21 protein-coding genes are annotated in these 23,385 nt (G+C 72.5%); 11 read left to right on the forward strand and 10 right to left on the reverse strand.

The features are described from left to right. Window positions 1–11 precede the first annotated feature (11 nt). Both ASC64_RS00905 and ASC64_RS00910 read right to left on the reverse strand, forming a co-directional pair. Window positions 12–680, reverse strand: coding sequence for a fasciclin domain-containing protein (locus tag ASC64_RS00905; RefSeq protein ID WP_056905639.1), 669 nt, complete (start codon window positions 678–680; stop codon window positions 12–14). Between the two features lie 103 nt (window positions 681–783). Next, on the reverse strand, window positions 784–2,325 hold the full coding sequence (locus ASC64_RS00910; RefSeq protein ID WP_056905640.1) for a molybdopterin-dependent oxidoreductase: 1,542 nt from the start codon (window positions 2,323–2,325) through the stop codon (window positions 784–786). A 331-nt stretch (window positions 2,326–2,656) separates the two neighbouring features. Between ASC64_RS00910 and ASC64_RS00915 the strand changes: the two genes are divergently transcribed. Beyond that, complete coding sequence (locus tag ASC64_RS00915) at window positions 2,657–3,415, forward strand: enoyl-CoA hydratase-related protein (protein WP_056905641.1); 759 nt, start codon at window positions 2,657–2,659, stop codon at window positions 3,413–3,415. A 10-nt stretch (window positions 3,416–3,425) separates the two neighbouring features. Here ASC64_RS00915 and ASC64_RS00920 read toward each other — a convergent pair whose 3' ends face one another. Continuing rightward, window positions 3,426–4,409 carry a hypothetical protein gene (locus ASC64_RS00920; protein ID WP_056905642.1) on the reverse strand — a complete coding sequence of 328 codons (984 nt, stop codon included), beginning with the start codon at window positions 4,407–4,409 and terminating at the stop codon, window positions 3,426–3,428. Between the two features lie 143 nt (window positions 4,410–4,552). On the opposite strand from ASC64_RS00920, the gene ASC64_RS00925 reads away from it, so the two are divergent. Both ASC64_RS00925 and ASC64_RS00930 read left to right on the forward strand, forming a co-directional pair. Continuing rightward, window positions 4,553–6,730 carry a HelD family protein gene (locus ASC64_RS00925; RefSeq protein WP_056905643.1) on the forward strand — a complete coding sequence of 726 codons (2,178 nt, stop codon included), beginning with the start codon at window positions 4,553–4,555 and terminating at the stop codon, window positions 6,728–6,730. 85 nt (window positions 6,731–6,815) lie between these two features. Continuing rightward, window positions 6,816–7,649 carry a hypothetical protein gene (locus ASC64_RS00930; RefSeq protein ID WP_056905644.1) on the forward strand — a complete coding sequence of 278 codons (834 nt, stop codon included), beginning with the start codon at window positions 6,816–6,818 and terminating at the stop codon, window positions 7,647–7,649. Window positions 7,650–7,813: 164 nt separating this feature from the next. Here the strand turns inward: ASC64_RS00930 and ASC64_RS00935 are convergent, their stop codons facing one another. Both ASC64_RS00935 and ASC64_RS00940 read right to left on the reverse strand, forming a co-directional pair. Beyond that, window positions 7,814–8,299 carry an NUDIX domain-containing protein gene (locus ASC64_RS00935; protein ID WP_056905645.1) on the reverse strand — a complete coding sequence of 162 codons (486 nt, stop codon included), beginning with the start codon at window positions 8,297–8,299 and terminating at the stop codon, window positions 7,814–7,816. Between the two features lie 45 nt (window positions 8,300–8,344). Continuing rightward, window positions 8,345–9,298, reverse strand: a complete 954-nt coding sequence (locus tag ASC64_RS00940; RefSeq protein ID WP_056905646.1) for a DMT family transporter — start codon at window positions 9,296–9,298, stop codon at window positions 8,345–8,347. 273 nt (window positions 9,299–9,571) lie between these two features. Here ASC64_RS00940 and ASC64_RS00945 point away from each other — a divergent pair, with 273 nt between their 5' ends. The 6 genes from ASC64_RS00945 to ASC64_RS00970 all read left to right on the forward strand — a co-directional run bounded on the left by ASC64_RS00945 (window position 9,572) and on the right by ASC64_RS00970 (window position 17,662). Continuing rightward, a complete protein-coding gene (locus ASC64_RS00945) occupies window positions 9,572–10,654 on the forward strand; it encodes an NAD-dependent epimerase/dehydratase family protein (RefSeq protein ID WP_082550093.1) in 1,083 nt (360 codons plus the stop codon). Continuing rightward, entirely contained in the window at window positions 10,654–11,862 is a 1,209-nt protein-coding gene (locus ASC64_RS00950) for an acyltransferase family protein (protein WP_056905648.1), read from the forward strand. The genes ASC64_RS00945 and ASC64_RS00950 overlap by 1 nt, the downstream gene beginning before the upstream one ends. 10 nt (window positions 11,863–11,872) lie before the next feature. After that, window positions 11,873–13,765 (forward strand): anthranilate synthase family protein, encoded by a 1,893-nt coding sequence (locus ASC64_RS00955; protein WP_056905649.1) that lies wholly within the window; start codon window positions 11,873–11,875, stop codon window positions 13,763–13,765. Between the two features lie 320 nt (window positions 13,766–14,085). Continuing rightward, window positions 14,086–15,777: a sulfatase-like hydrolase/transferase gene (locus ASC64_RS00960; protein WP_156384937.1), complete on the forward strand. Its 1,692-nt coding sequence runs from the start codon at window positions 14,086–14,088 to the stop codon at window positions 15,775–15,777. Between the two features lie 39 nt (window positions 15,778–15,816). Continuing rightward, entirely contained in the window at window positions 15,817–16,380 is a 564-nt protein-coding gene (locus tag ASC64_RS00965) for an anthranilate synthase component II (protein WP_056905651.1), read from the forward strand. Next, window positions 16,373–17,662, forward strand: coding sequence for an anthranilate synthase component I family protein (locus tag ASC64_RS00970; protein ID WP_056905652.1), 1,290 nt, complete (start codon window positions 16,373–16,375; stop codon window positions 17,660–17,662). The genes ASC64_RS00965 and ASC64_RS00970 overlap by 8 nt, the downstream gene beginning before the upstream one ends. Window positions 17,663–17,686: 24 nt before the next feature. Here the strand turns inward: ASC64_RS00970 and ASC64_RS00975 are convergent, their stop codons facing one another. Genes ASC64_RS00975 through ASC64_RS00995 form a run of 5 tightly spaced genes read right to left on the reverse strand, consistent with a single transcriptional unit; the run spans window position 17,687 to window position 21,615 of the window. Further along, window positions 17,687–19,105, reverse strand: a complete 1,419-nt coding sequence (locus ASC64_RS00975; protein ID WP_235563461.1) for a sensor histidine kinase — start codon at window positions 19,103–19,105, stop codon at window positions 17,687–17,689. Window positions 19,106–19,124: 19 nt separating this feature from the next. Then, window positions 19,125–19,820 (reverse strand): response regulator transcription factor, encoded by a 696-nt coding sequence (locus ASC64_RS00980; RefSeq protein ID WP_056905654.1) that lies wholly within the window; start codon window positions 19,818–19,820, stop codon window positions 19,125–19,127. A gap of 39 nt (window positions 19,821–19,859) precedes the next feature. After that, a complete protein-coding gene (locus tag ASC64_RS00985; protein WP_056905655.1) occupies window positions 19,860–20,723 on the reverse strand; it encodes a fructosamine kinase family protein in 864 nt (287 codons plus the stop codon). Further along, the gene (locus ASC64_RS00990; RefSeq protein WP_056905656.1) at window positions 20,723–21,220 is read right to left on the reverse strand and encodes a low molecular weight protein-tyrosine-phosphatase; all 498 of its coding nucleotides are present in this window, start codon (window positions 21,218–21,220) and stop codon (window positions 20,723–20,725) included. Before ASC64_RS00990 ends, ASC64_RS00985 begins: the two co-directional genes overlap by 1 nt. 5 nt (window positions 21,221–21,225) lie before the next feature. Continuing rightward, window positions 21,226–21,615 carry a phage holin family protein gene (locus ASC64_RS00995; protein ID WP_056905657.1) on the reverse strand — a complete coding sequence of 130 codons (390 nt, stop codon included), beginning with the start codon at window positions 21,613–21,615 and terminating at the stop codon, window positions 21,226–21,228. A gap of 103 nt (window positions 21,616–21,718) precedes the next feature. Between ASC64_RS00995 and ASC64_RS01000 the strand changes: the two genes are divergently transcribed. Next, on the forward strand, window positions 21,719–22,279 hold the full coding sequence (locus tag ASC64_RS01000) for a VanZ family protein (protein WP_056905658.1): 561 nt from the start codon (window positions 21,719–21,721) through the stop codon (window positions 22,277–22,279). Window positions 22,280–22,289: 10 nt separating this feature from the next. Then, complete coding sequence (gene hisC / locus ASC64_RS01005) at window positions 22,290–23,366, forward strand: histidinol-phosphate transaminase (protein ID WP_056905659.1); 1,077 nt, start codon at window positions 22,290–22,292, stop codon at window positions 23,364–23,366. Window positions 23,367–23,385 lie beyond the last annotated feature (19 nt).

Below are 23,385 nucleotides of genomic sequence, written 5' to 3' on the forward strand. Positions count from 1 at the left end.
CGGTCGACGACTCACATCCGCGGCATCATCACCGAGTCGATGAGGTAGACGTTGGCGTTGGCAACCTGGACGTTGCCGCACACCACGTTGGCACCCTCGGCAGTGAACTCCTCACCGGAACCCTCGACGGTGATCATGTCCTTGTTGAGGGTCTCGTGCTCGCCGGCCACGTCCTCGGGGGTGAGCCGGCCGCCCACCACGTGGTGGGTGAGGACCGCGGTGAGGGCCTCCTTGTCCTTGAGGAGGGCGTTGAGGTCCTTCTTCGGGATCTTGGCGAACGCCTCGTCGGTCGGCGCGAAGACGGTGATGTCCTGCGCGGAGTTGAGGGTGTCGACCAGGCCGGCCTCGGTGACGGCCGCGACGAGCGTCTTGAGGAGCGGGTTGTTCGACGCCGCGGTGGCGACCGGGTCGTCAGCCATGCCCTCGACCGAGCCCGGACCGGAGGTCGGGACGTCGGCGCAGGCGGGACCGAACGGGCCGTCGGCCATGGCCGTGTCGGACTCCATGGGCGACTCCGACTCCATCGGCGACTCCGACTCCATGGGAGTCGAGGAGGACGTGGTCTCGTCGGAGGCGGTGCTGCCGCCGTCGTCCTCGCTGCCACAGGCGGCCAGGCTCATCGAGGCGGTCAGGGCGAGGGCGGCGAGGCCCAGGGTGCGGGTGCGGAGCAAGGTGTTCATGGCATGTGCCTTTCGGTGGGGGCCAAGCACGGGCCGGAAGGCCCGCTGTCATGGAGTGTTCGGAGCGGGTGGGCCACCGGATGGGTGGTCGTTGAGAAAAAAATCAGGTGACGGTCACGGAGATCTCCTGCAGGCCGGTCGAGCCCTCGGGGAACGGCCGCATCCGCGCAGGCGTCTGGACGTCGCCGTCCTTGTTGGTCGCGCGGCACGAGATGAAGTGCTGGCCGGGCTCGGCGTCCCACTCGAGGAACCACTGCCGCCAGTAGTCGTCGGTCACCTGCGGCCCGAGCTGCGCCGGCTGCCAGGCCTGGCCGTCGATGCGGACCTCGACCTTCTCGATGCCGACGTGCTGCGCCCAGGCGATGCCACCGATGACGACCTTCCCGGCGGGGCTCTCGGAGAGCGGCTTGGGCGTGTCGATCCGGCTGGAGATCTTGATCGGGGCGTCGACCACCCAGTCCCGCTCGGTCCAGTAGGCCTGCTGGGCGTCGTACGTCGTCAGCGTCATCCGGCTGATCCACTTGCACGCGCTGACGAAGCCGTAGAGGCCGGGCACCACCATCCGCACGGGGAACCCGTGCTCGCGAGGCAGCGGTCCGCCGTTCATGCCGATGGCGAGCATCGCGTCGCGCCCGTCGAGGGCGACGTCCAGCGGCGTCGAGATCGTCATGCCGTCCACGTCGGTGGACAGGATCTGGTCGGCCGACGTCCCCTCGATCCCGGCCTTGGCGAGCACGTCGGCCAGGGGTACGCCGAGCCAGCGCGCGCCACCGACGTAGGGGCCGCCGACCTCGTTGGAGACACAGGTGAGGGTGATGTCGCGCTCGATGGTCCGCATCGAGGCGAGGTCGTCGAAGGTCAGCGTGACCTCCTGCTCGACGTCGCCGTCGATGGTGAGGGTCCACGAGTCGGCGTCGACGGTGGGCAGCGTGAGCCGGGTGTCCACCCGGTAGAAGTCGCTGGCGGGCGTGCGCAGCGGCGTGATGCCGTCGTACATCTCCTCGAGGCCTCGGGGGAAGGCCGGCGCGGGGTCACCGGCGGCCGGCAGGGTGACGTCGGTGCCGCCGAGGCGGTACGACGTCACCCAGCGGCCGAGGGCCCCCATGGTCACCGCGGCCGCGGCAAGGCTGCCGCTGGCCACCAGGACCCCGCGCCGGGTCGGGCCACCGTCTGCCGGCGGCGGCCCCTGGGTGCTCCGGTCGTCCGCGCGGTGCAGCCACGTCAGGGAGGCAGACGCGACCACTGCGGCGACCAGGGCAGGAACGAGGTCGAGGGGGCCGGCGCTCGGCCGCAGGACGGCCAGCGCCCCGGCGACGACCGCCAGGCCGACGACCACCAGCAGGCCGGCCGTGGGTCGCCGCGCGGCGACGATCCCGGCGACGGCGGCCAGCACGAGCACCACGACGGTCACCGAGCCGACCAGCACCAGCTTGTCGGCGGTGCCGAACTGCCGGATCGCCCACTCCTTGAGCGGTGTGGGCGTGAGGTCGATGACCGTCGAGCCGACCGCCAGCACCGGTGAGGCGGCGGGCACCGTGAGTGCCGCGACCAGGTGCGCCGCCGCCAGGCCGACGAGCGTCGCCAGCACGCCGTACGCACCATGGCGCGCGAGGTACCAGCGGGACCGGGGGTCGGAAGTCTCCATGGGTGGTGTTCGGAGCCGCGGCGCCAACGGATCGGTCTCCCCGGGGTAGTCCACCGGGAAGTGGCTGCCGGGAGGGGGTTTCGGCAGCCGTTGGGCGGTGGACTACCCCGACCCTCGGGTGTGTGGGGGTAGTCCACCGGGATGTGGCTGCCGGGAGGGGGTGGTGGCAGCCGTTGGGCGGTGGACTACCCCGACCGCGGGTGTGTGGGGGTAGTCCACCGGGAAGTGGCTGCCGGGAGGGGGTTTCGGCAGCCGTTGGGCGGTGGACTACCCCGACCGCGTGGATGGCCGATCGCCACGGGACCGCAGCGGCGTGCGGCAGGATGCGCCCATGACCGATGCCCCCGCCGAACTGGTCCACTACTCCGTCGCCGACGGTGTCGCGACCATCACCCTCGACAGCCCCGCCAACCGCAACGCGCTCAGCCGCCAGCTGGTGACCGAGCTGTTCGCCCACCTCGAGCGCGCCGGGGCAGACGGCGACGTACGCGCGGTGCTGGTCCAGAGCTCGGGCAAGGTGTTCTGCTCGGGGGCCGACCTCGCCGAGGCGACGACCGAAGGGATGGAGGCCGGCGCCCGCCGGATCGTCGACCTGCAGCGGCTCATCGTCACGCTGGACAAGCCGGTCGTGACAAAGAACCTCGGCGCCGTGCGGGCTGGCGGCATCGGCATCGTCGCGGCCGCCGACATCGCGGTCAGCGCCGAGGACGCCACCTTCGCCCTGACCGAGGTCAAGCTCGGCCTGGCGGCCGCCATCATCAGCCTGACGGTCCACCACCGGATGAACCCGCGCGCGGCGTCGCTGACGACGCTCGGCGGCGAGGTGTTCACCGGCACCGAGGCAGCGGCCTACGGACTGGTCACCAAGGCGGTTCCCGCCGATCGCCTCGACGACGAGGTCGCCGCGATCTGCGCCAGCCTCGCCACCGGTGCGCCCCAGGGCCTGCGGGAGTCCAAGCGGATCCTCAACGGCGACCTCGTCGCCCGGATCGACGTCCTCGGTGAGGAGATGGCCACCACCAGCGCGCGGCTGTTCGCCAGCGACGAGGCGCGCGAGGCGATGACCGCCTTCCTGTCCCGCAAGAAGTAGCCGGCGGTGCTCAGGGCCGGCTGCGCGCGACCATCTGCACGAGGCCGCGTGTGGCGAGCCCGAGGTACGTGTCGACGGCCGGCGTGCCGAGCGCGGCCTGCAACGTCGCGCAGCGCGTGGGGTCGAGGGCGAGAGCGCGGGCGGTCCCGGTTGCGTCTGTGAGCACCACGACGTACGACGTCGCGCGGGCGTCGAGGGCGCAGTCCGTCTGGCCGTCGGCGTAGCCGAGCGTCGCGGCGGCGCGGATCGCCTCGGACGTCGGTGAGCCGACCTGCCACTGGTCGACGAGCCGGCGGCGCGGCCGGTCGCCGCGGTAGGCGCACACGTCGGCGGCCGTCGCGGGTGCCGGCAGGAGGGGCACGGTGGACTGCCACGGGCTCTGCGCGGTGTCGACGAGCTGGTCGGCCGTGGCGCCGTCGGCGGTGGCGGTGGTCGTGGTGAACCGCTCCGGACAGCTCACCGGTCGGGGCAGCGTGCCGTCCGGCCCGCTCTCGGGTACCGCGGCCATCAGGAGCGTGGTCTCGAGCTGGCTGAAGAGGGTCACGTCACGCGTGCTGCACCCCGTGTCGCCCGTCAGCTCGGCGACGCGCCCGTCGGCGAGGCCGACCTCGATCCGGAACAGCCGGCTCGGGCGCGCCGTCGGTGGGTCGTCGCCGCGGCACGTCGGGCGTCCGTCCTGCGTCTGCCACAGGCTGTCGGCGACGGAGGCGGCCAGGTCGCCGGTCACCACCCCCTGCGGGTGCCGCGCACGGTGGGGGCTGCCCTCGTCGGCGAGCGTGCAGAAGCGCACCCACCTCGCGTCCGCCGCGCCCGTCGTGGCGAACGAGGTGTCGGTGTCGGCGACGCAGTCCGTGGTCGGCTCGCCGGACCGGGCCCGGTCCTCGGACGACGGGCGCGACGCCACGAAGACAGCGACCAGGACCGCGAGCACCGCCGTGACGGCCGCCGCAGCAGCCCACCGCGACCGGCGTACGCCGCCCTGCTGCTCGTCCACGCACCCATCCAACCCGACATCCCGGTCACAGGACCGGTTCCACGGATTGCCGGTAAGTCGGCGGTCCTCGGGGTGCGCCGGTACGCTTGACGGTCTGCCTGTCGGGAGCGGGCAGCAGTGGTGCCGGGGGATGAGGAGCAGGTGTGAGCGAGGAGCTCGAGGCGCGGGAGATCGCGGCGGAGCAGCAGTACGTCGACGAGGTCTACGTCCAGCTCGAGGCGTCCACGCGCAGCGCGCGGGCGCTGGCGGCGGAGGGGCACCAGCGCGGCAAGCTGGAGCACGAGGGCGGTCTCGTCGAGCGCGACGCGATGGTCTTCCAGGCCGCCAAGCGGATCGCCCAGCTCGACGCCGCGCACGAGGGGCTCGTCTTCGGCCGGCTCGACCTCGACCCGTCGATCGACCGCGAGCCGCGCTACATCGGTCGCATCGGTGTCCGCAACGCCGACCGCGACGTGCTGCTGATCGACTGGCGCGCACCGGCTGCCGGGGTGTTCTACCAGGCCACCGCCGCGACCCCGCAGGGCGTCGTACGCCGCCGGGTGCTGCGGTCGCTGCACCGCACCGTCGTCGGTGTCGAGGACGAGCTGCTCGACGACCAGATCGAGACCGACCTGCCCATCGTCGGCGAGGGCGCGCTGATGGCGCAGCTCTCCCGCGCCCGCGATCGCTCCATGCACTCGATCGTCGCCACCATCCAGGCCGAGCAGGACAAGGCGATCCGCGCGCCCGGCAAGGGCGTCGTGTCGATCTCCGGCGGCCCCGGCACCGGCAAGACCGTCGTCGCGCTGCACCGCGCCGCGTTCCTGCTCTACTCCGACCGTCGTCGCTACGAGGGTGGCGGCGTGCTCGTCGTCGGTCCCAGCGGCGTCTTCATGCGCTACATCGAGCGGGTGCTGCCCAGCCTCGGCGAGACCGCCGTGGCGCTGCGCTCCCTCGGCGAGGTCGTCGGCGGCGTGCGCGCGACGCGGCACGACGAGCCGGCCGTCGCCGACGTCAAGGGCGCGACCAAGATGGCCGAGCTGCTGCGTCGCACGGCGCGCCAGCACGCGCCCGGCGCCCCGACGAGCTTCCGGATCTACTGGCGCGACGAGACGATCGTGCTCGACCCCGGTCTGCTCGGCCGGCTCCGGCGCCAGCTGATGTCGCAGGGCCGGCGCAACCGCCAGCTGCCGCGCGTGGCCAAGACCCTCCTCGACGCCATGTGGCGCCAGGTCACCGGCGAGCGCGGCAAGGAACGCGGTCGTGAGGCCTTCGACGACGACATGCTCGGGCACGAGGGCTTCGTCGAGTTCGCCTCCGCCTGGTGGCCGCCGCTCGACGCCCAGACCGTCTTCCGCTGGCTGCGCGAGCCCGACTTCCTGGCGCGCGTCGGTGAGGGCGTGGTGACCCGCGAGGAGCAGCTGCTGCTCCTGAAGTCGTGGTCGTCGGGCGACCTCTCCATCGAGGACGTCCCGCTGCTCGACGAGCTGCGCTACGCCCTCGGCGACGTGCCGCAGCGCACCGACGACGAGCGCGACCTCGACGAGACGGGCCTGCTCGAGGGCGGCGTCGACCTCCAGGAGCTGACCACCATCTCCGAGCGCGACTACGCCCCCGGCGGTCGTCAGTGGGCGCCGCCGACGCACCGCATCGAGGACGACGGCTACGCCCACGTCCTCATCGACGAGGCGCAGGACCTGACGCCCATGCAGTGGCGGATGGTGGGTCGTCGTGGCCGCACCGCGAGCTGGACGATCGTCGGCGACCCGGCCCAGTCGTCGTGGCCCGACGCACCCGAGGCCGCCGCGGCGCGCGCCGAGGCCCTCGAGGGCAAGGAGCTCCACGAGTTCCACCTCTCGACCAACTACCGCAACTCGGCCGAGATCTACGCCTTCGCCGCCGACTACGCCCGCCGCGTCGGGCTCGACGCCGACCTCCCCGACGCCGTACGCCGCACGGGCGAGGAGCCGCAGGTCGTCGGTCCGGTCGACGACCTCGAGGCCGCCGTCCGCGAGGCCGTGACCGCGGTCTCCGACCGGGTCGCCGGCACCGTCGGCATCGTCGTACCCGTGGCGCGTCGCTCCGAGGTCAACGCCTGGCTGGCGTCGTGGCCCGAGCACGCCGACGACGCCCCGGGCGCGCGCGCCGCGGTCGACTCGAGCGTCACGCCGAGCGGCGAGGACCGCATCGTCGTGCTGACCGGCCTCGACACCAAGGGCCTCGAGTTCGACGGCATCGTCGTCGTCTCGCCGCAGGAGATCGAGGACGAGTCGGCGACCGGCCGCGCCACGCTCTACGTCGTGCTGACGCGTGCGACCCAGCTGCTGACGACCGTCGGCTGACCCGGAACCCCCACGGTTGTCGACGCTGCGTAGCATCGCCGGACGCATGGTCCGGTCAGGTCCACGAACACCATTCGGGAGGGTGATGTCCTCGCTCAGTCGCGCCGTCGCGCTCGTCGCATCGACGGTCCTGGCGATGGTCCTGGGAGCGGTCGTCCACGCCGCTCCGGCTGGTGCCACGATCCCGGGGGGCGACACGGTCGACTCCGACCCCGACCCGTCCTGGGGCTGGGAGCGGGTGTTCGTCGACGGCTTCGACGGGGCAGCCGGCACCGGCCCCGACCAGTGGCACGCCATGCCCAGCTCCAACTGGCCGGCGCAGAACGGCCAGGGGCTGCTCGAGGTCGGCCAGCTTGCCCAGATCCGCACCAACCAGGGGTGGGTCCTGCCGGCGGGCACGCAGGTGCGCGTCACCGCGCGGCTGATGATGCCCAACACCGGCAGCAACTACGCCGCCTTCTGGGTCCAGCACCCCAACGGCACCGATCCGCGCGAGCTCGACGTGATCGAGAGCTACGGCCCGCTGAAGACCACGGGCGCCCAGCTCGGCTCACACATCTGCTACGACGAGATGGTCGGCACCGACTCCACGGCGTGCGAGGTGTCGGGGTTCCCGGCCGAGCTCTGGTCGGTCGGGCAGTACTTCCCCGCAGGCGCGAAGCCGTGGGACACCTTCTGGCAGTACCACGCCACCTTCACCGTCGGTGGCGACACCGTGCAGTTCTCCGCCAACGACGACTTCGGCAACCCGGCGTACGCCATGAACCTCAACCCCGACCTGCGCCGCGTGCCGGCGGGCACGGTCCCCTTCCAGCTCCGGTTGTCCAACAAGGACGTGGAGGCCGAGCACGCCGTCCCCGGCGGCGACCGGATGAGCATGCTGGTCGACTGGGTCGCGATGGACGTCAAGTACCCCTGACGCTCGTCCCGCCGGTGGTCGCGCCGCCCCCCACACGTGTCCGAGTTCCCGCCCTCGGTGCGACGGATTGAGGGCGACTTCTCGGACACGTGTACGACATTCGGCTCCTCGACGGCGGAGAGACGCATGCGGCGAGGCAGCCGGACGTCACCGTCGGCACTCCCTCACGGGGAGAGCGTGTCGACGGGCTGGGCCCAGCCAAGGGCCGTGAACGTGCTCCTGGCGAAGTCGCCGAGGGCGGGGTCGTCGAGCTCGTCGCGTGCGAACCAGCGCACCTGGTCGACCTCCTGCCCGTCCGGCGTCAGGTCCTGGCCGGGGACCAACCGCGCGCCGTAGACGATGCTGACGTAGGCGCACTGGTCGCCGTTGGGGTAGGTCAGGCGGAACTGAGGGCCTCCGATGGCGCCGACCAGCCCCGTGATCTCGACATCGGCGCCGATCTCCTCGCGTGCCTCGCGGCGCGCTGCGTCCTCGGGCGCCTCGTCCTCGTCCACCGCTCCACCGATGGTGCCGTAGGACCCGAAGTCGGTCTGGCGGACCAGCAGGACGCGGCCGTCGTCGTCGATGGGCAGGACGGCCACGGAGGGCAGCAGGAGCAGGTCGTTCCCGACCTTGGCGCGAAGACGCGCGATGTGGGGAGCAGCAGGCATGACCGGAAACCTAGTGGCAGCAGCGCACGGCGTCGAAGGGTGCCCTCAGCCCAGCTCGGGATCCGGGACCACCGGCCCGGCGGCCGTGGCGGGTCGCCCGAGCCCGGCGACGGCGCCGAGCACCAGGAGGATCCCGAGCACCGCGGCCGGCCCGAGCGGCTCCTCGAGCACGAGCGCGGCCACGACCGCCGCCGTCACCGGCTCGACGAGGCTGGCGGTCACCGCGGTGCTGGGCTCGGTGACCCGGAGCCCGGAGTAGAGCAGGACGTAGGCCAGCGCCATGGTGAGGACGCCGAGGTGGACCAGCCAGGCCAGTGCCACCGGGTCGGCGGTGACGTGCGGACCGTCGGCCAGGGCCGCAGCAGGCACCAGGACCAGCGCCCCGACCAGCGTCATGCCGGCCGTGAGCACCACCGGGTGCGCCTCGCGGCTGACCGAACCGCCGGCGACGGTCGTGAGGGCGTACGTCGTCCCGGACGAGACCGCGAGCAGCACGCCCGCCACCGGGGCGGGTCCGGTCGAGGCCTCGCTGCCGGCGAGGCTGACCAGGACGAGCCCGGCCAGCGCCGCGCCCAGCACGACGAGGCGGGACGGGGCGGGGGAGCGCCGACGGCGTACGGCCTCCGCCACGGTGAGCAGCACGGGGGCCAGGCCCAGGCTGACCACGGTCGCGACCGCGACGCCGACCTGGGTCACGGAGACGAAGTAGAAGCCTTGGTAGGCGGCGGTCCCGATGCCGACGGCGAGGAGCTGCCGGGGGCGGGCGCGCGCCAGGGTGACGAGGTCGCCGAGCCGGCGCAGCACGGCGAGCGCGACGAGCAGGGCGAGCGCGGCGAGGACCATCCGCCAGGCGCTGATGGTGACGGCGGACAGCGGCGCCTGCTCGCGGATCAGCTGGACGGCGAGACCGCCGGTGCCCCAGAGCACGCTGGCCGCGGCGACCTCGGTGAGGCCGCGCAGGTGGGACGGGTGGACGGAGGTGTGGGCGGACGTGGGCATGCAGGAACGCTCCGGTGGCGCGAGTCGGGACAGGGCGCGGTGCGGAGCGGCGGACCGCTCCGGCTCAGGCGACCGGAGGCGGGAGCAGGCGTGGCGTCGGGCGCATGGCGGTGATTGTGCCAAACCCGCCCCGCCCGCCCTGCACGCTTTTCGGCGGGGCGGCGCGCGTGGCCTAGCATCGGGTGTCCGTCGGAGGCGGACGCGCCGTGCCACGCACCACCCAGAGTCGACCCAGACTCGACTGAGACCCAACCGAGGGGAACCTTCGACCGCATGACTTCCGCGACTGACGTCCACCCGGGCCGTGTGCTCGTCACCGGTGGTGCCGGCTTCATCGGCACCACGCTCGCCACCCAGCTCGCCGACCAGGCCGAGGCGTGGGTCGTGCTGGACAACCTGCACCCGCAGGTCCACCCCGACTCCCAGCCGCCCGCCGACCTCCCCGCCTCGGTGGACCTGCGCGTCGGTGACGTCACCAGCGCCGAGGACCTCGACGCCGTGGTCGCCGACCTGCGCCCCGACACCGTCGTGCACCTCGCCGCCGAGACCGGCACCGCGCAGTCGCTGTCCGAGAGCACCCGCCACGGCATGGTCAACGTCGTCGGCACGACGCAGCTCCTCGACTCCCTCACCCGCGCGGGCCACGTGCCCGCGCACTTCGTGCTGACCAGCTCGCGCGCGGTCTACGGCGAGGGCGTGTGGCGCAACCACGACGGCTCCACCTTCCAGCCGGGCCTGCGCACGCACGCCCAGCTCGAGGCCGGCAAGTGGGACCACGGCGAGGGCGCCGCCCACGTGCCCAACTCGGTGGCCGGCACCCACCCCAACCCGATCAACGTCTACGGCGCCACCAAGCTCGCGCAGGAGCAGATCCTCGCCGCTTGGACCGGCTCGCACGACACCCGCCTGTCGGTGCTGCGCCTGCAGAACGTCTACGGTCCGCGCCAGTCGCTGTCCAACCCCTACACCGGCATCGTCTCCCTCTTCTCGCGGCTGGCCCGCGAGGGGAAGTCGATCCCGCTCTACGAGGACGGCGACATCACCCGCGACTTCGTCTACATCGACGACGTCGTGAGCGCCCTCGTTGCTGCGATCGCGCACATGCCCGCCGACCACATGCGCACCGTCGACATCGGCAGCGGCGTGCGGACCACGATCGGCGACCTGGCGCGCGAGATCGCCCGCTACCACTCCGCCCCGGAGCCGCACGTCACGGGTCAGTACCGCGACGGCGACGTCCGGCACGCCTCGTGCACGGTCGAGGACACGGTGCGGCGCCTGGACTGGGAGCCGCGCTGGAGCCTGCGCGACGGCGTCGCCGGCCTCCAGGAATGGATCGCGACCCAGCTCGACTGATGGCCGCCTCCACGCCCCCGCCCGCGTCCACCGGCGTACCCGCCGCCGGGGTCCCGGCGACCGCGCCGGTCACCGCGACCGCACACCGGTCCAACAACCTCGACGCCCTGCGCCTCATCGGCGCGCTCGCGGTGATCTTCGGCCACGCCTACCACATCGTCGGGCGGCCGTTCGAGAACCCGGTCGTGGCCGGCTACCCCGTGCAGACGCTCGGCGTGGTGATCTTCTTCAGCATCTCCGGCTACCTCATCACCGCCAGCTGGAGCCGTACGCGCAACCCGGTCAGCTACTTCGCAGCACGCAGCCTGCGCATCTTCCCGGCGCTCATCCTGGTCGTGCTGGTGTGCATGTTCGTGATCGGCCCGCTGGTGACCGTGCTGCCGATGGGGCAGTACTTCGGTGGCTTCCCGAGCACGCTGGGCCAGGTCAGGGAGCTCCCCGACGCATCGAACGTGTGGACCTACCTCAGCAACATCATCCTGCGCCCGCAGTACGAGCTGCCGGGCGTGTGGGGCGACCATCCCTACCCCAACGCGGTCAACGGCTCGCTGTGGACGCTGCCGGCCGAGTTCTTCTGCTACCTGCTGGTGCCGCTGGTCTTCCTCTTCCCGAAGGTCGCGCGGATCCCGGTGATCGCCCTGCTGCTCGCCGCGTCGGTCTGGTACTCGATGACCCCGCCGCTGGACTCGGCCGTCATCTGGCACTCGCGGATCTCCGACAACGCGCTGATGTGGGTCTTCTTCGCCGCCGGCGCGATCCTCCGTCTCCTCGCCGAGCGCGGCATGAAGTTCCGCACCGACGTCGCCGTCGGCCTGCTCGCGGTCTACCTCGTCATCGCCGGCACACTGCCGCAGCACACGACGAAGATCGCCTGGCTCTTCCTCCCCTACATCGTCCTGACGATCGGCCTGGCGTCGACGCCGTACGTCCGGCGCGCCTCGCGCTACGGCGACCTGTCCTACGGCCTCTACCTCTGGGCCTTCCCGGTGCAGCAGCTGGTCATCGACCTGTGGGGCGTCCAGCGGATGTCGGTGAACCTCGTGGTCGTCACGCTCATCACTGCCGCGCTCGCGCTCGCCTCGTGGCACGCCGTCGAGCACCCCTCGCTCAAGCTGAAGGACCGGATCGTGCGCCGCTTCGCTCCGTCCCGCCCGCAGCCGGCGCCAGCCGCTGGGACGCCCGTCGGGGAGCCTGCCTCCCGGTCGTAGGGTCTCTGCCATGACCGAGACCCCGACCGTCGCCGACCTCCTGGAGCAGATCCAGGAGCACGGCGCGTGGGCGGTCATCCGGCGCAAGGCGGCTCCCACCGCGGGCCTGGTCGGCGGCACTCCTCACGAGGTTGCCAGCCTGCTCGACATCCCCCTCGAGACCGGTGTGCCGGAGCCCGGCCGCAGTGCCGACCGGCTGGTCGCCGTGCCGTTCCGGCAGGTGCGCGAGCGCGGGTTCGCGGCGATCGACGACGGCACGCCGCTCGCGGTCGTCGACATCGAGGCCGAGCACGAGGTGTCGGTCGAGGACCTGCTGGCCGCGCTGCCCGACGTGCCCGTCGAGTTCGCCGACCGCGGCGGCTTCGCCACGAGCGACGACGACTACGCCACCGTCGTCGAGTCGATCATCCGCGACGAGATCGGCCAGGGCGAGGGCGCCAACCTCGTCATCGGCCGCCACTACCGCGCCGTCGTCGCCGACTGGGACGCCACCCGCGCGCTGACCGTCCTGCGCCGGCTGCTCGAGCGCGAGCGCGGCGCCTACTGGACCTTCTGCTTCTTCACCGGCGAGCGGTTCCTCATCGGCGCCAGCCCGGAGCGGCACGTGTCGGTGCGGCAGGGCGACGTACGCATGAACCCGATCTCCGGGACCTTCCGCGTCGCCGCGCACGGCGACGACCTCAAGGACCGGCTGCTCGACTTCCTGGCCGACGAGAAGGAGATCTTCGAGCTCTTCATGGTCGTCGACGAGGAGCTGAAGATGATGTGCGACATCTGCCACGAGGGTGGCCAGGTGCTCGGGCCCTTCCTGAAGCCGATGACGCACCTGATCCACACCGAGTACCTCCTCGCCGGGCGCTCGGACCGCGACCACCGCGAGATCCTGCGCGACACGATGTTCGCCGCGACGGTGACCGGTGCCCCGGTCGAGAACGCGTGCCGGTTGATCGCCGACTACGAGCCCGAGGGACGCGGCTACTACGGCGCCGCACTCGCCCTGTTCGGCCGCGCGCCCGACGGCACGCCCACGATGGACAGCCCGATCCTGATCCGCACCGCCGACGTCTCGCCGGCCGGCGAGCTGAAGGTCACCGCCGGCGCCACGCTGGTCCGCGACTCCGACGCCGCCTACGAGGTCGCCGAGACGCGGGCCAAGGCCGGCGGCATCCTCAGCGCCTTCGGGCTCGCGCCGGCGGCGACGTCCGACGGCGCCGACATCGCCGACCTCGCCCGCGACGAGGACGTCGTACTGGCTCTGGGGACGCGCAACCAGCGGCTCTCGCGCTTCTGGCTGACCGACCAGGCCGGCGAGCCTGCCGACCCGGGTCTGGCCGGCAAGCACGTGGTGATCCTGCACGGCGAGGACGACTTCGTGAACATGCTCGTCCACGTGCTCGGCGTCTTCGGGATGACGTCCCGCGTGGTGCGCCACGAGGACTACGAGACGGGCGCCTTCGACGGCGCCGACCTCGTGATCGTCGGCCCCGGCCCGGGTGACCCCCGCGAGGGCGACCACCCCAAGATCGCTTCCTTCCGGCGCGCGGTCGACGACCTGCTCGCGTCCGGGCAGCCCTTCCTCGCCGTCTGCCTCGGCCACCAGACGCTGTGCCAGCGCCTCGGGCTCGACCTCGGCTACAAGGACGTCGTCTTCCAGGGCACCCAGTCGCCGGTGCGGCTCGACGGTCGCACCGAGCGGGTCGGCTTCTACAACACCTTCGTGGGCCGGGTGCCGGCCGACGGCGCGGTGCCCGACGGGGTGCTCGTCGAGGCCGACGAGGCCACCGGCGACATCCACGCGATCACCGGCCTGCACTACCGCGGCATCCAGTTCCACGCCGAGTCCATCCTCACCGAGAACGGCTACGACCTCCTCCACCGGTCCGTGCGCGACCTCCTCGCCTGACCGACGGCGCGCGCCCTCGGTGGTCGAGGTGTGAGGAGCGCCAGCGAAATCTCGGTGGTTGAGGTGCGAGGAGCGCCAGCGATTTCTCGGTGGTTGAGGTGCGAGGAGCGCCAGCGACGAGCCTCGAAACCCCGATCTCCACGAGCGGTGCGGTTTCGAGGCTCGCTCCGCTCGCACCTCAACCACCGGTGACAGGTCGCGGGCCGCCCATGGGTTAAAGTCAAGTCGAACGGTCGACATTGATTCGGCGTGGCACGCAACCGATCGGGCGTCCACGGCGTCACTCTGTACGAGCCGGCTCGGGACATGACGGGGGAGACGTGCGACATCTGAAGCGAGCGCTGGCAGGCGTGTGCCTGCTCGGGCTGGTGGCCTGCGGCGGCACCGGCCCCACGACGACGGGCGACGACGTACGCCCGCCGCGCGAGACGGGCCGTGCCGCGCCCCTCGCGGACCAGCAGCCGGCGGCCAGTCGTGCCGCCCGGCCCAATATCGTCGTGGTGATGCTCGACGACTTCTCGATGGACCTCGTCCAGACGATGCGGTCGGCGCAACGGATGCGGAAGGCGGGCGCGACCTACCCGCACTCCTTCGTCACCGACTCGCTGTGCTGCGTGTCGCGGTCGAGCTTCTTCACCGGGCAGTACCCCCACCAGACCGGCGTACGGACCAACACGTCGAACAACGGCACCTCGATGCTGGGCGGCTGGCCGGCCTACGACACCCACGGCAACCCCGAACGGGCGTTCAACGTGCGCCTGCAGGAGGCCGGCTACACGACCGGCTTCGTCGGCAAGTTCCTCAACGAGTACGAGTGGGTGCCCGGCCGCGCGCTGCCGCCCGTGGTGCCGGGCTGGTCGACCTTCAACACCGTCTTCGGCTCGGCCTACGACGGCTGGGACTTCGCGAGCACGTCGGTCACCGACGGGCGGCTCGCCGTCCAGCAGCACCCCGCCCCGCCGGCCTCGGCGAGCAACGCCGAGAAGGACCGCGCCTATGCCGGCGCCGTCATCGGTGACCAGGCGATGGACTTCCTGGCCAGGGGCGAGGCAGGCGACGCGCCGTACTTCCTCGAGGTCGCGGTCTACGCACCGCACAACCGGACGCAGCCCCAGGGCCACTACCCCGGCGACCCGCTCTTCCCGCCGATGTTCCGCGACCGCACCGGCGAGCGCAGCTGCGGCCGGGTGGCGTGCAGCAAGCTGACCGTCGCCGACCTGCCAGGCTACGGCGACGCACGGGCTGACAACCTGCCGCGCTCGGCGAAGGGGAAGAAGCTGCGGGCCTGGAACACCACGGCCACGCTGCCCGCGTCGATCGCCGAGCGTGACCTGCGCGACCGCGCGCGGATGGCGCAGTCCGCCGACCGGCTGGTCTCGCGGATCCTGCGCAGCGTCGGGCCCGACACCTACGTCGTCCTGACCTCCGACAACGGCTTCCACCTCGGGCAGAACGGGATGGGCCGCGGCAAGGGGACGCCGTACGACACCGACGTCCGCGTGCCGCTGCTGGTCACCGGACCGGGCGTGGTGCCCGGCAAGCGCCGTGAGGTGACCAGCAACATCGACCTCGCGCCGACCTTCGAGGAGCTCGCCGGCCTGCCCCCCGTGCCCTACCGCAGCGGCGCCTCGATCGTGCCGACCTTCGGCCAGCCGAAGCTGGTGCGGCGGTCCTACGCCTTCCTCGAGCACACGCAGCAGACGCTCACCGGGGGCGACCCCGACGCCGCCTTCACCGGCTCGGAGCTCGACCGGATCCCCTCGTTCACCGCCGTGCGCAGCCGCACCGCGCTGCTGGCGCGCTTCGACCTCGACCCCCGGCCGGGCAAGCGGAAATGGGGCTACGAGTACTACAGCTACGCGCGCCACCGGTTCGAGAAGCGCAACGAGGTGGCCAACCCGAAGCGTCGCCAGGAGGTGAAGCTGCTGAAGGCCAGGCTCACCGCCTTCGACGGGTGCCGCGAGAAGGGTGGCCAGCCGGTCTCCGAGGCGTGCCGGCTCCTGACCCAGTGAGCACGACCCAGCGAGCACGGGGGTGAGTAGCCTCGGCGCGTGACGCCGGACGTGATCGTGGTCGACCACCACGACTCCTACACGTGGAACCTGGTGCACCTCGTTGCCGCGGTGACGGGGGTCCTGCCGCGGGTCGTCCAGCACGACGAGGTCGCACCCGACGACGTCCTGCGCCACTCGCACGTCGTCCTCTCGCCCGGCCCCGGCCACCCGGCGTCGCCCGCCGACTTCGCCGTCGGCACCGAGGTGCTGCGCGCCGGGACCCGCCCGGTGCTCGGCGTCTGCCTGGGCATGCAGGGGCTCGTGACGGCGTATGGCGGCACGGTCGCGCGCGTCGCGCCCGCGCACGGCGACGTGGCCGCGATCCGGCACGACGGTGCCGGCGTCTTCGCCGGGCTGGCGCAGGGCTTCGCCGCCGTCCGCTACCACTCCCTCGCCGCCGTCGACCTGCCCGCGAGCCTGGTCGCGAGCGCGTGGAGCGAGGACGGCGTCGTGATGGGGGTGCGCCACCGCGACCGGCCGCTGGAGGGCGTGCAGTTCCACCCCGAGTCGATCCTCTCCGAGCACGGCGAGGCGTTGGTCAGGAACTTCCTGCGTGAGTGACCCCGCCTCCTTCTTCATCAGCGTCGCCGCGGAGCACCGGCGGTGCTTCTGGCTCGACGGCGGCGGCGCGCGCGAGTGGTCGGGCCGCCGCTCCATCATCGGCTGGCTCGCCGACGACGACGTCTCGCTCACCTGGTCCGCCGCGCGACGCGAGGTCCGCGCCCACTCCGGCGGCTCGACGGAGGTCGTCGGGGACGACGTCTTCGCCGTCCTCGAGGAGTGGCTCCGCCCCGGCGAGCAGTGGTTCGGCTACCTCGGCTACGCCAGCCGCACGGACCTCCCCGCTACCCCCGACCCCACGCTCCCCGACGCGGTCTGGATGCGGCCCTCCGCGGTGCGGGTCTTCGAGCACCCGCCTCATCCGGTGGTTGAGGTGCGAGCGGAGCGAGCCTCGAAACCACATCGACCCTCGGGGGTCTCGAGGCTCGTCGCTGGCGCTCCTCGCACCTCGACCACCGAGGGCGGTCCGGTCCCCGCCGCGTACGCCGCCGGCTTCGCGCGGGTCCAGGAGCACCTGCACGCGGGCAACTCCTACGAGGTCAACCTCACCCACCGCCTGGTCCGCGAGTCCGACCTCGACCCGGTGACGGCGTACCTCCGGCTCCGCGACCTCAACCCCGCGCCGTACAGCGGGTTCCTCCAGCACGACGTCGACGACGCCCGGGCGTGGGTGCTTTCGAGCTCGCCGGAGAGGTACGCCCGCATCACGCCCGACCGGCGCCTGGAGACCAAGCCGATCAAGGGCACGACCCCGCGCGGTGCGACGCCGGAGGAGGACGAGGCGCAGCGCGTGCGCCTGGCGACCGATCCCAAGACCCGCGCTGAGAACCTGATGATCGTCGACCTGCTCCGCAACGACCTCTCGCTGGTGTGCGAGGTCGGGTCGGTCGAGGTGCCGGGGCTGATGGAGGTGGAGTCCTACGAGTCGGTGCACCAGCTGGTGTCCACGGTGCGCGGGCGGCTGCGCGACGACGTCACCACCATCGGCGCGCTGCGTGCGCTCTTCCCGGCGGGCTCCATGACCGGCGCGCCGAAGCTGCGCACCATGCAGGTCATCGAGGAGGTCGAGCAGACCCCGCGGGGCGTGTACGCCGGTGCCTTCGGCTGGATCAGCGGCGACGGACCCGCCGACCTCGGCGTCGTGATCCGCTCGCTGATGACCGACGGCAGCGGGAGGTGGACCCTCGGCACGGGCGGCGGCATCACGGTGAAGTCCGACGTCGCGGAGGAGTGGGCTGAGTCGGAGTGGAAGGCCGAGCGGCTGCTGCGGGTCTTCGACTGACGTCGCACCCGAGCCGCAGGGCGGTCACCGGATGTCCGGTGACTCCACCGGCGCCGCCACCCCCGGCAACCACAGCGAGAAGCGCGCCCCGCCGCCGGGTGAGCTGGACACCTCGATGCGCCCGCCGTGCCGGTCGACCACCTGGCGCACGATCGCGAGCCCGAGCCCCGAGCCGGGCATCGCGCGCGACTCCTCGGACCGGTAGAACCGCTCGAAGACGTGCGGCCGGTCGGCCTCGTCGATGCCGGAGCCCTCGTCGTCGACGGTGAGCACGCCGTCGGCCAGCCGCACCCACACGGTGCCCTCCGGCGGGCTCCACTTGCCGGCGTTGTCGAGCAGGTTGGTCACCGCCCGCTCGAGGCTGCTGGAGTCGCCGACCACCGGCCAGTGGTCGAGCTGGAGGTCGAAGGAGATGCCCTGGGCGCGGCGTCGCACGCGCGTCACCGCCCGCTCGACGACCTCGGCCAGGTCGACCTGGGTGACCACGCGTGTCATCGGCTCGTCGCGGGCAAGCTCGACCAGGTCGCCGACCAGGGCGCTGAGCTCCTCGATCTGCCCGCGTACGTCGTCGAGCAGCTCGAGCCGCGCCTCCGGCGGCAGCGCTCCCTCCCCGTGACCGTTGCCCTCGGCCTGGCGGAGCAGGTCGAGGTTGGTGCGCAGCGAGGTCAGCGGCGTGCGCAGCTCGTGGCTGGCGTCGGCGACGAGGCGGCGCTGGCGGTCACGCGAGGCACCGAGGGCCAGCAGCATCTGGTTGAAGGCGGTCGCCAGGCGGGCGACCTCGTCGTCGCCCTCGACCCGCAGCGGGGTCAGGTCCTCGGTCACGGCGATCCGCTCGACCACGGAGGTGAGGCGGCGCACGGGTCTGAGGCCGTTGCGGGCCACGAGCCAGCCGGCGATCAGAGCGGCGAGCACCCCCAGCGCGCCGAAGACGAAGAGTACCCCGCCGAGCTTGCCCAGCGTCCGGTCGTTGGGCGCCAGGGGCTGCGCGAGGACCAGGGCCTGCCCGCTGCCTGCCTGCACCGTGGCGACGCGGTAGCGCTCGCCCTCCCGGGTGACGAGGGTCCGCACGACGGACTCGCGCTGCCCGGTGACGACGTCGTACTCGGGCTGGCCCAGCGTGAAGTCCGGGATGTCCGTGCCGGACATGCCCTTGCCCTCGGCATTGACCAGGATGATGCGGATGTCCGCCGCTCCCAGCAGCCACGGGGGGATCTGGCCGGTGGTGACCCCGGACAGGGTGGTGTCGGCCGTCGCCCGGTGCGCGCGGTTGAGCAGCGACTGGTCGAGCGAGCTCATCAGCTGCTGGCGCATCACCACGAACGCGGTGAACGCCAGCACCGTGATCGACAGGCCGAGCGCGACCGTGGTCAGCACCGCGACCCGCGACGCCAGCGACCGGCGGTAGTGCCAGCGACCGTCGGGCCACATGGCGGCCGACCTCATCCGCGGTCCCGATGGCTGGTCATGATTCCTTCAGGACGTAGCCGACGCCGCGCACGGTCTGGATCAGGCGCGGCTCGCCCTCCGCCTCGGTCTTGCGGCGCAGGTAGCCGACGTAGACCTCGAGCGAGTTCGCGCTGGTCGGGAAGTCGTAGCCCCAGACCTCCTCGAGGATGAACGAGCGCTCCAGCACGCGCCGTGGCCGCCGCAGGAACATCTCGAGCAGCGTGAACTCCGTGCGGGTCAGCTCGATCGGCCGACCGCCCCGGGCGACGTCACGGCTCGCGACGTCCATGGTCAGGTCGGCGAAGGTCAGCACCTCGCCCTCCGCCTCCGGGTCGGGCACGACGCGGCGCAGCAGCGCGCGCAGCCGGGCCAGCAGCTCCTCGAGCGCGAAGGGCTTGGTGAGGTAGTCGTCGGCGCCGGCGTCGAGCCCCTCGACCCGGTCGCCCACCGCGTCGCGCGCGGTGAGCACCAGCACGGGTACGTCGTTGCCCGCCGCCCGCAGCGCGCGGGTGGTCTCGATCCCGTCGAGCCGCGGCATCATCACGTCGATCACGACCACGTCGGGGTGCTGCACGCCGAGCGTCACCAGCGCCTCCGCGCCGTCCGCGGCGAGGACGACCTCGTAGCCGTTGAACTCCAGCGAGCGCCGCAGCGAGTCACGCACGGCGCGGTCGTCGTCGACGACGAGGACGCGGGGCCGGGAGTCGCTCACAGCGCAAGGATGCCAGCCGCGCCTGAGGTGAGCCTGAGATCAGGCGAAGCGCGCGGCGACCGCGCCCGCCCGGGCGCCGTAGCCGCCGCCGAACATGCAGGCGTGCACGAGCAGCGGGAAGAGCTGGTGGATGCCGAGCCGGTCCTCCCAACCCTCCGCGAGCGGGGTGGCCTCGTCGTACGCCGCCATCACGCGCGGCAGGTGCGTGAGCCCGAACAGGTGCAGCATCGCCAGGTCGACCTCGCGGTGGCCGCCGTGGGCCGCCGGGTCGATGACGTGGATGGCGAGGTCCTGGCCCCAGAGGCAGTTGCCGTTCCAGAGGTCGCCGTGCAGGCGGGCCGGTGGCTCCTCGGGCACCAGCTCGGTGAGCCGGCCGATGACCGCCTCGACCGACGCGGCGTCCTCGTCGGTGATCGCCCCGCGGTCGCGGGCGAGCTTGAGATAGGGCAGGACCCGTCGCACGGCGTAGAACTCCGGCCACGAGCCCGCGGTCTTGTTGGGCAGCGGGAGGCGGCCGATGAACCCGTCGTGATCGAGGCCCCAGCCGTCGGCGCCGGCCGCGTGGGTGGTGGCGAGCTGCTGGCCGAAGGTGGCCGCCGCCTCGACGGGGGTCTTGGAGCTCTGCTCGACCCACTCCAGGATCACGCAGTCGCTGGCGGCGGCGAGCAGCTGCGGCACCGGCACGCCGCCGTCGACCTCGGAGAGCCAGCGCAGGCCCGCGGCCTCGGCCTCGAAGAATCCCTCCGGCGGGTGCGGCAGCGTCTTCATCAGCGCGGTCTGCCCGGTGGACAGGCGCAGCCGCGTCGCGGTCGCGATGTCGCCGCCCGCCACGGGCGAGGTCGCCACCACGGACGAGCCGAGGAGCTCCTCGGCGCGCTTGGCGACCAGCGGCTGGCGAGCCATCAGGCGTGGCGCCCCAGTGCTCGCTCCAGTGCGGTCACGATCGCATCGCTCGTGCGCTCGACCATCGCCAGCACCTCCTCGAACCCGTCGGCCCCACCGTAGTACGGGTCCGGTACCTCACCACCCGGATCCTCCGGATCGTGGTCGCGGAACAGCCCGATCCGGTCGGTGCGGCCGCCCACGTCGGCCAGGTTCGACTCGTCCATGACGAGGACCAGGTCGTACGCCTCGGGCCAGGTGGCGTCGTACTGCTGGGCGCGGTGCCGGCTCGGGTCGTAGCCGGCGGAGCTGAGCGTGGCCGCCGCCCGGCGGTCCATCGGGTTGCCGACGTGCCAGCCGCCGGTGCCGGAGGAGCTGACCTCGACCCGGTCGTCGAGCCCGGCCTCGGCCAGCCGGCTCTCCAGCACGACGTGGGCCATCGGGGAGCGGCAGATGTTGCCCAGGCAGACGAGCGCGACGCGGTAGCTGCCGGGCGTCCGGGGCTCGGGGAGCCGCACGCGCCTCAGTCCCGGGCGGGCAGGGCCGTCCGGACGCCCCAGCCGACGACGGTCACGATCAGGGCGCCCACCAGCGCGTTCCAGAAGCCGTCGACGTGGAAGCCGAGGTCGAAGGCGTCGGCGAGCCGGGCGGTCAGCATCAGCATGAGCGCGTTGATGACCAGCAGCAGGAAGCCCAGCGTCAGGATGATGAACGGCAGCGACAGCAGCTTGATCACCGGCTCGATGAACGTCGACACGAGACCGAGGATCAGCGCCACCACCAGCAGCGGCACGATCTTCTCCTGCAGCTCGGCCTGCCCGTTCCTCGGGCCGTCGAACCAGATGCCGTCCAGCAGCTGGGCCGCCACGGCCAGCCCGGCGGCGTACGTCAGCAACCACGTCACGAAGCGCATGGCCCCGACCCTAGCGGCGTAGTCCCCTACGTTCTGGACGGCCGCGGTGCCAGAACGTAGGGGACTACCGGGGATGGCCGGTTCGCCCGGTTAGTGTCCCGGGGTGGTGACGATCGGTGGCGCGGGCGTGATGGTGCTCGGCGCGCTGCTCGCCGGCGTGGTCGCGGTCCTGCTCGCGCTCGTCCTGCGCCGCTGGCTCGGCACCACCTCCGCGGTCGCCGTCGCCGGGCTGGTGTGGTCCCTGGTCGGGATCGCGCTGGTCACCCTGGTGCCGACGCGCCCCGATGTCGGTTTCGTGCCGGCCGAGAGCCGCAGCGAGTCCTGCTCGTGGGACTACGGCGGTCCGTCCGGGGCCGCCTTCGAGGTCTTCGGCCTCGACCAGCGGACCCTCAACGTGCTGCTCTTCGTGCCGGCAGGGCTGTTCCTCGTGCTGGCGGTCGCCCGCGGCTGGTACGGCGTCGTGCTCGCGCCGCTCGGCCTGCTCGCGCTGGCGGCGTACAGCCTCGGCATCGAGCTCGTGCAGCTCCAGCTGGCTCGCCTCGACCGCGCGTGCGACGTGACCGACGTCGTCGACAACGTCCTCGGCGCGGGGATCGGCTTCCTGCTCGGCGTGCTGCTGCTGCCGCTCACCCGGCCGTGGCGGGGCCGGCGCACCGCTCACTAGGGTCAGCCCCATGGCAACCTCCACCCCGCAGCCCCGGCCCAACGTGCTCGCCATCCCTGCGTACGTCGCCGGCAAGCCCCCCGTCGCCCGACCCGGCCTGACGTCCTACAAGCTCTCCTCCAACGAGAACCCCTACCCGCCCCTGCCCGGCGTGCTCGAGGCGGCCACCGAGGCGGCAGCGCAGATGAACCGCTACCCCGACATGGGCAGCACCGCGCTCTACGCCGCCCTCGGCGAGGCGATGGGGGTGCCGGTCGAGGACCTCGCCGCGGCCACCGGCTCGGTCGGCCTGATCTACCAGCTCGTCAACGCCTTCTGCGCGCCCGACGACGAGGTCGTCTACGCGTGGCGCTCCTTCGAGGCCTACCCGATCGCCGTCACGGCCGGCGGCGCGAGGAGCGTGCAGGTCCCCCTGGCCGCCGACGGTCACCACGATCTCGACGCGATGGCCGCGGCGATCACCGACCGCACCAAGGTCGTCATCGTCTGCACGCCCAACAACCCGACCGGACCCGCGGTGACGCAGGCCGAGCTCGACGCCTTCATCGCCAAGGTGCCGACTGACGTCGTCGTGGTCGTCGACGAGGCCTACCTCGAGTTCGTCCGGATGGACGACGCCGTCGACGGCATCGCGACCTACCGGCGCCACGACAACGTCGTGCTGACCCGCACCTTCTCCAAGGCCTACGGCCTCGCCGGCTTCCGGGTCGGCTACGCCGTCGCCCCCGCCCCGCTCGCCGCCGCGCTGCGTGCGGTGTCCCTGCCCTTCGGTGTCAGCCACGTCGCCCAGGCCGCGGCCATCGCCTCGCTGGAGGCACAGGACGAGCTCTTCGCGCGCGTCGACGACCTCGTCGCTCGTCGCGCCGACCTCGTCGACCGGCTGCGCGAGGTGGGCTGGGAGCTGCCCGACGCGCAGGGCAACTTCGTCTGGTTCCCGCTGGGCGACCGCGCGCTCGACTTCGCGGCCGCGTGCGGCGAGGTCGGCATCTCCGTGCGGCCCTTCGCCGGCGACGGCGTGCGCGTCAGCATCGGTGAGTCGGAGGCCTTCGACCGCGTGGTCGAGGTCGCGGCCCGCTTCGCGCCCTGAGGGTTCAGCGAGAGCCTGA

The sequence above is a fragment of the Nocardioides sp. Root122 genome, assembly GCF_001425025.1.
Taxonomy (GTDB): Bacteria; Actinomycetota; Actinomycetes; order Propionibacteriales; family Nocardioidaceae; genus Nocardioides.

Bases quoted from the DNA above. Each gene is read 5' to 3' on its own strand.
- ASC64_RS00905 (WP_056905639.1), bottom strand. From the start codon at position 680: ATGAACACCTTGCTCCGCACCCGCACCCTGGGCCTCGCCGCCCTCGCC.
- ASC64_RS00910 (WP_056905640.1), bottom strand. From the start codon at position 2,325: ATGGAGACTTCCGACCCCCGGTCCCGCTGGTACCTCGCGCGCCATGGT.
- ASC64_RS00915 (WP_056905641.1), top strand. From the start codon at position 2,657: ATGACCGATGCCCCCGCCGAACTGGTCCACTACTCCGTCGCCGACGGT.
- ASC64_RS00930 (WP_056905644.1), top strand. From the start codon at position 6,816: ATGTCCTCGCTCAGTCGCGCCGTCGCGCTCGTCGCATCGACGGTCCTG.
- ASC64_RS00935 (WP_056905645.1), bottom strand. From the start codon at position 8,299: ATGCCTGCTGCTCCCCACATCGCGCGTCTTCGCGCCAAGGTCGGGAAC.
- ASC64_RS00940 (WP_056905646.1), bottom strand. From the start codon at position 9,298: ATGCCCACGTCCGCCCACACCTCCGTCCACCCGTCCCACCTGCGCGGC.
- ASC64_RS00945 (WP_082550093.1), top strand. From the start codon at position 9,572: ATGACTTCCGCGACTGACGTCCACCCGGGCCGTGTGCTCGTCACCGGT.
- ASC64_RS00950 (WP_056905648.1), top strand. From the start codon at position 10,654: ATGGCCGCCTCCACGCCCCCGCCCGCGTCCACCGGCGTACCCGCCGCC.
- ASC64_RS00955 (WP_056905649.1), top strand. From the start codon at position 11,873: ATGACCGAGACCCCGACCGTCGCCGACCTCCTGGAGCAGATCCAGGAG.
- ASC64_RS00975 (WP_235563461.1), bottom strand. From the start codon at position 19,105: ATGAGGTCGGCCGCCATGTGGCCCGACGGTCGCTGGCACTACCGCCGG.
- ASC64_RS00985 (WP_056905655.1), bottom strand. From the start codon at position 20,723: ATGGCTCGCCAGCCGCTGGTCGCCAAGCGCGCCGAGGAGCTCCTCGGC.
- ASC64_RS00995 (WP_056905657.1), bottom strand. From the start codon at position 21,615: ATGCGCTTCGTGACGTGGTTGCTGACGTACGCCGCCGGGCTGGCCGTG.
- hisC (WP_056905659.1), top strand. From the start codon at position 22,290: ATGGCAACCTCCACCCCGCAGCCCCGGCCCAACGTGCTCGCCATCCCT.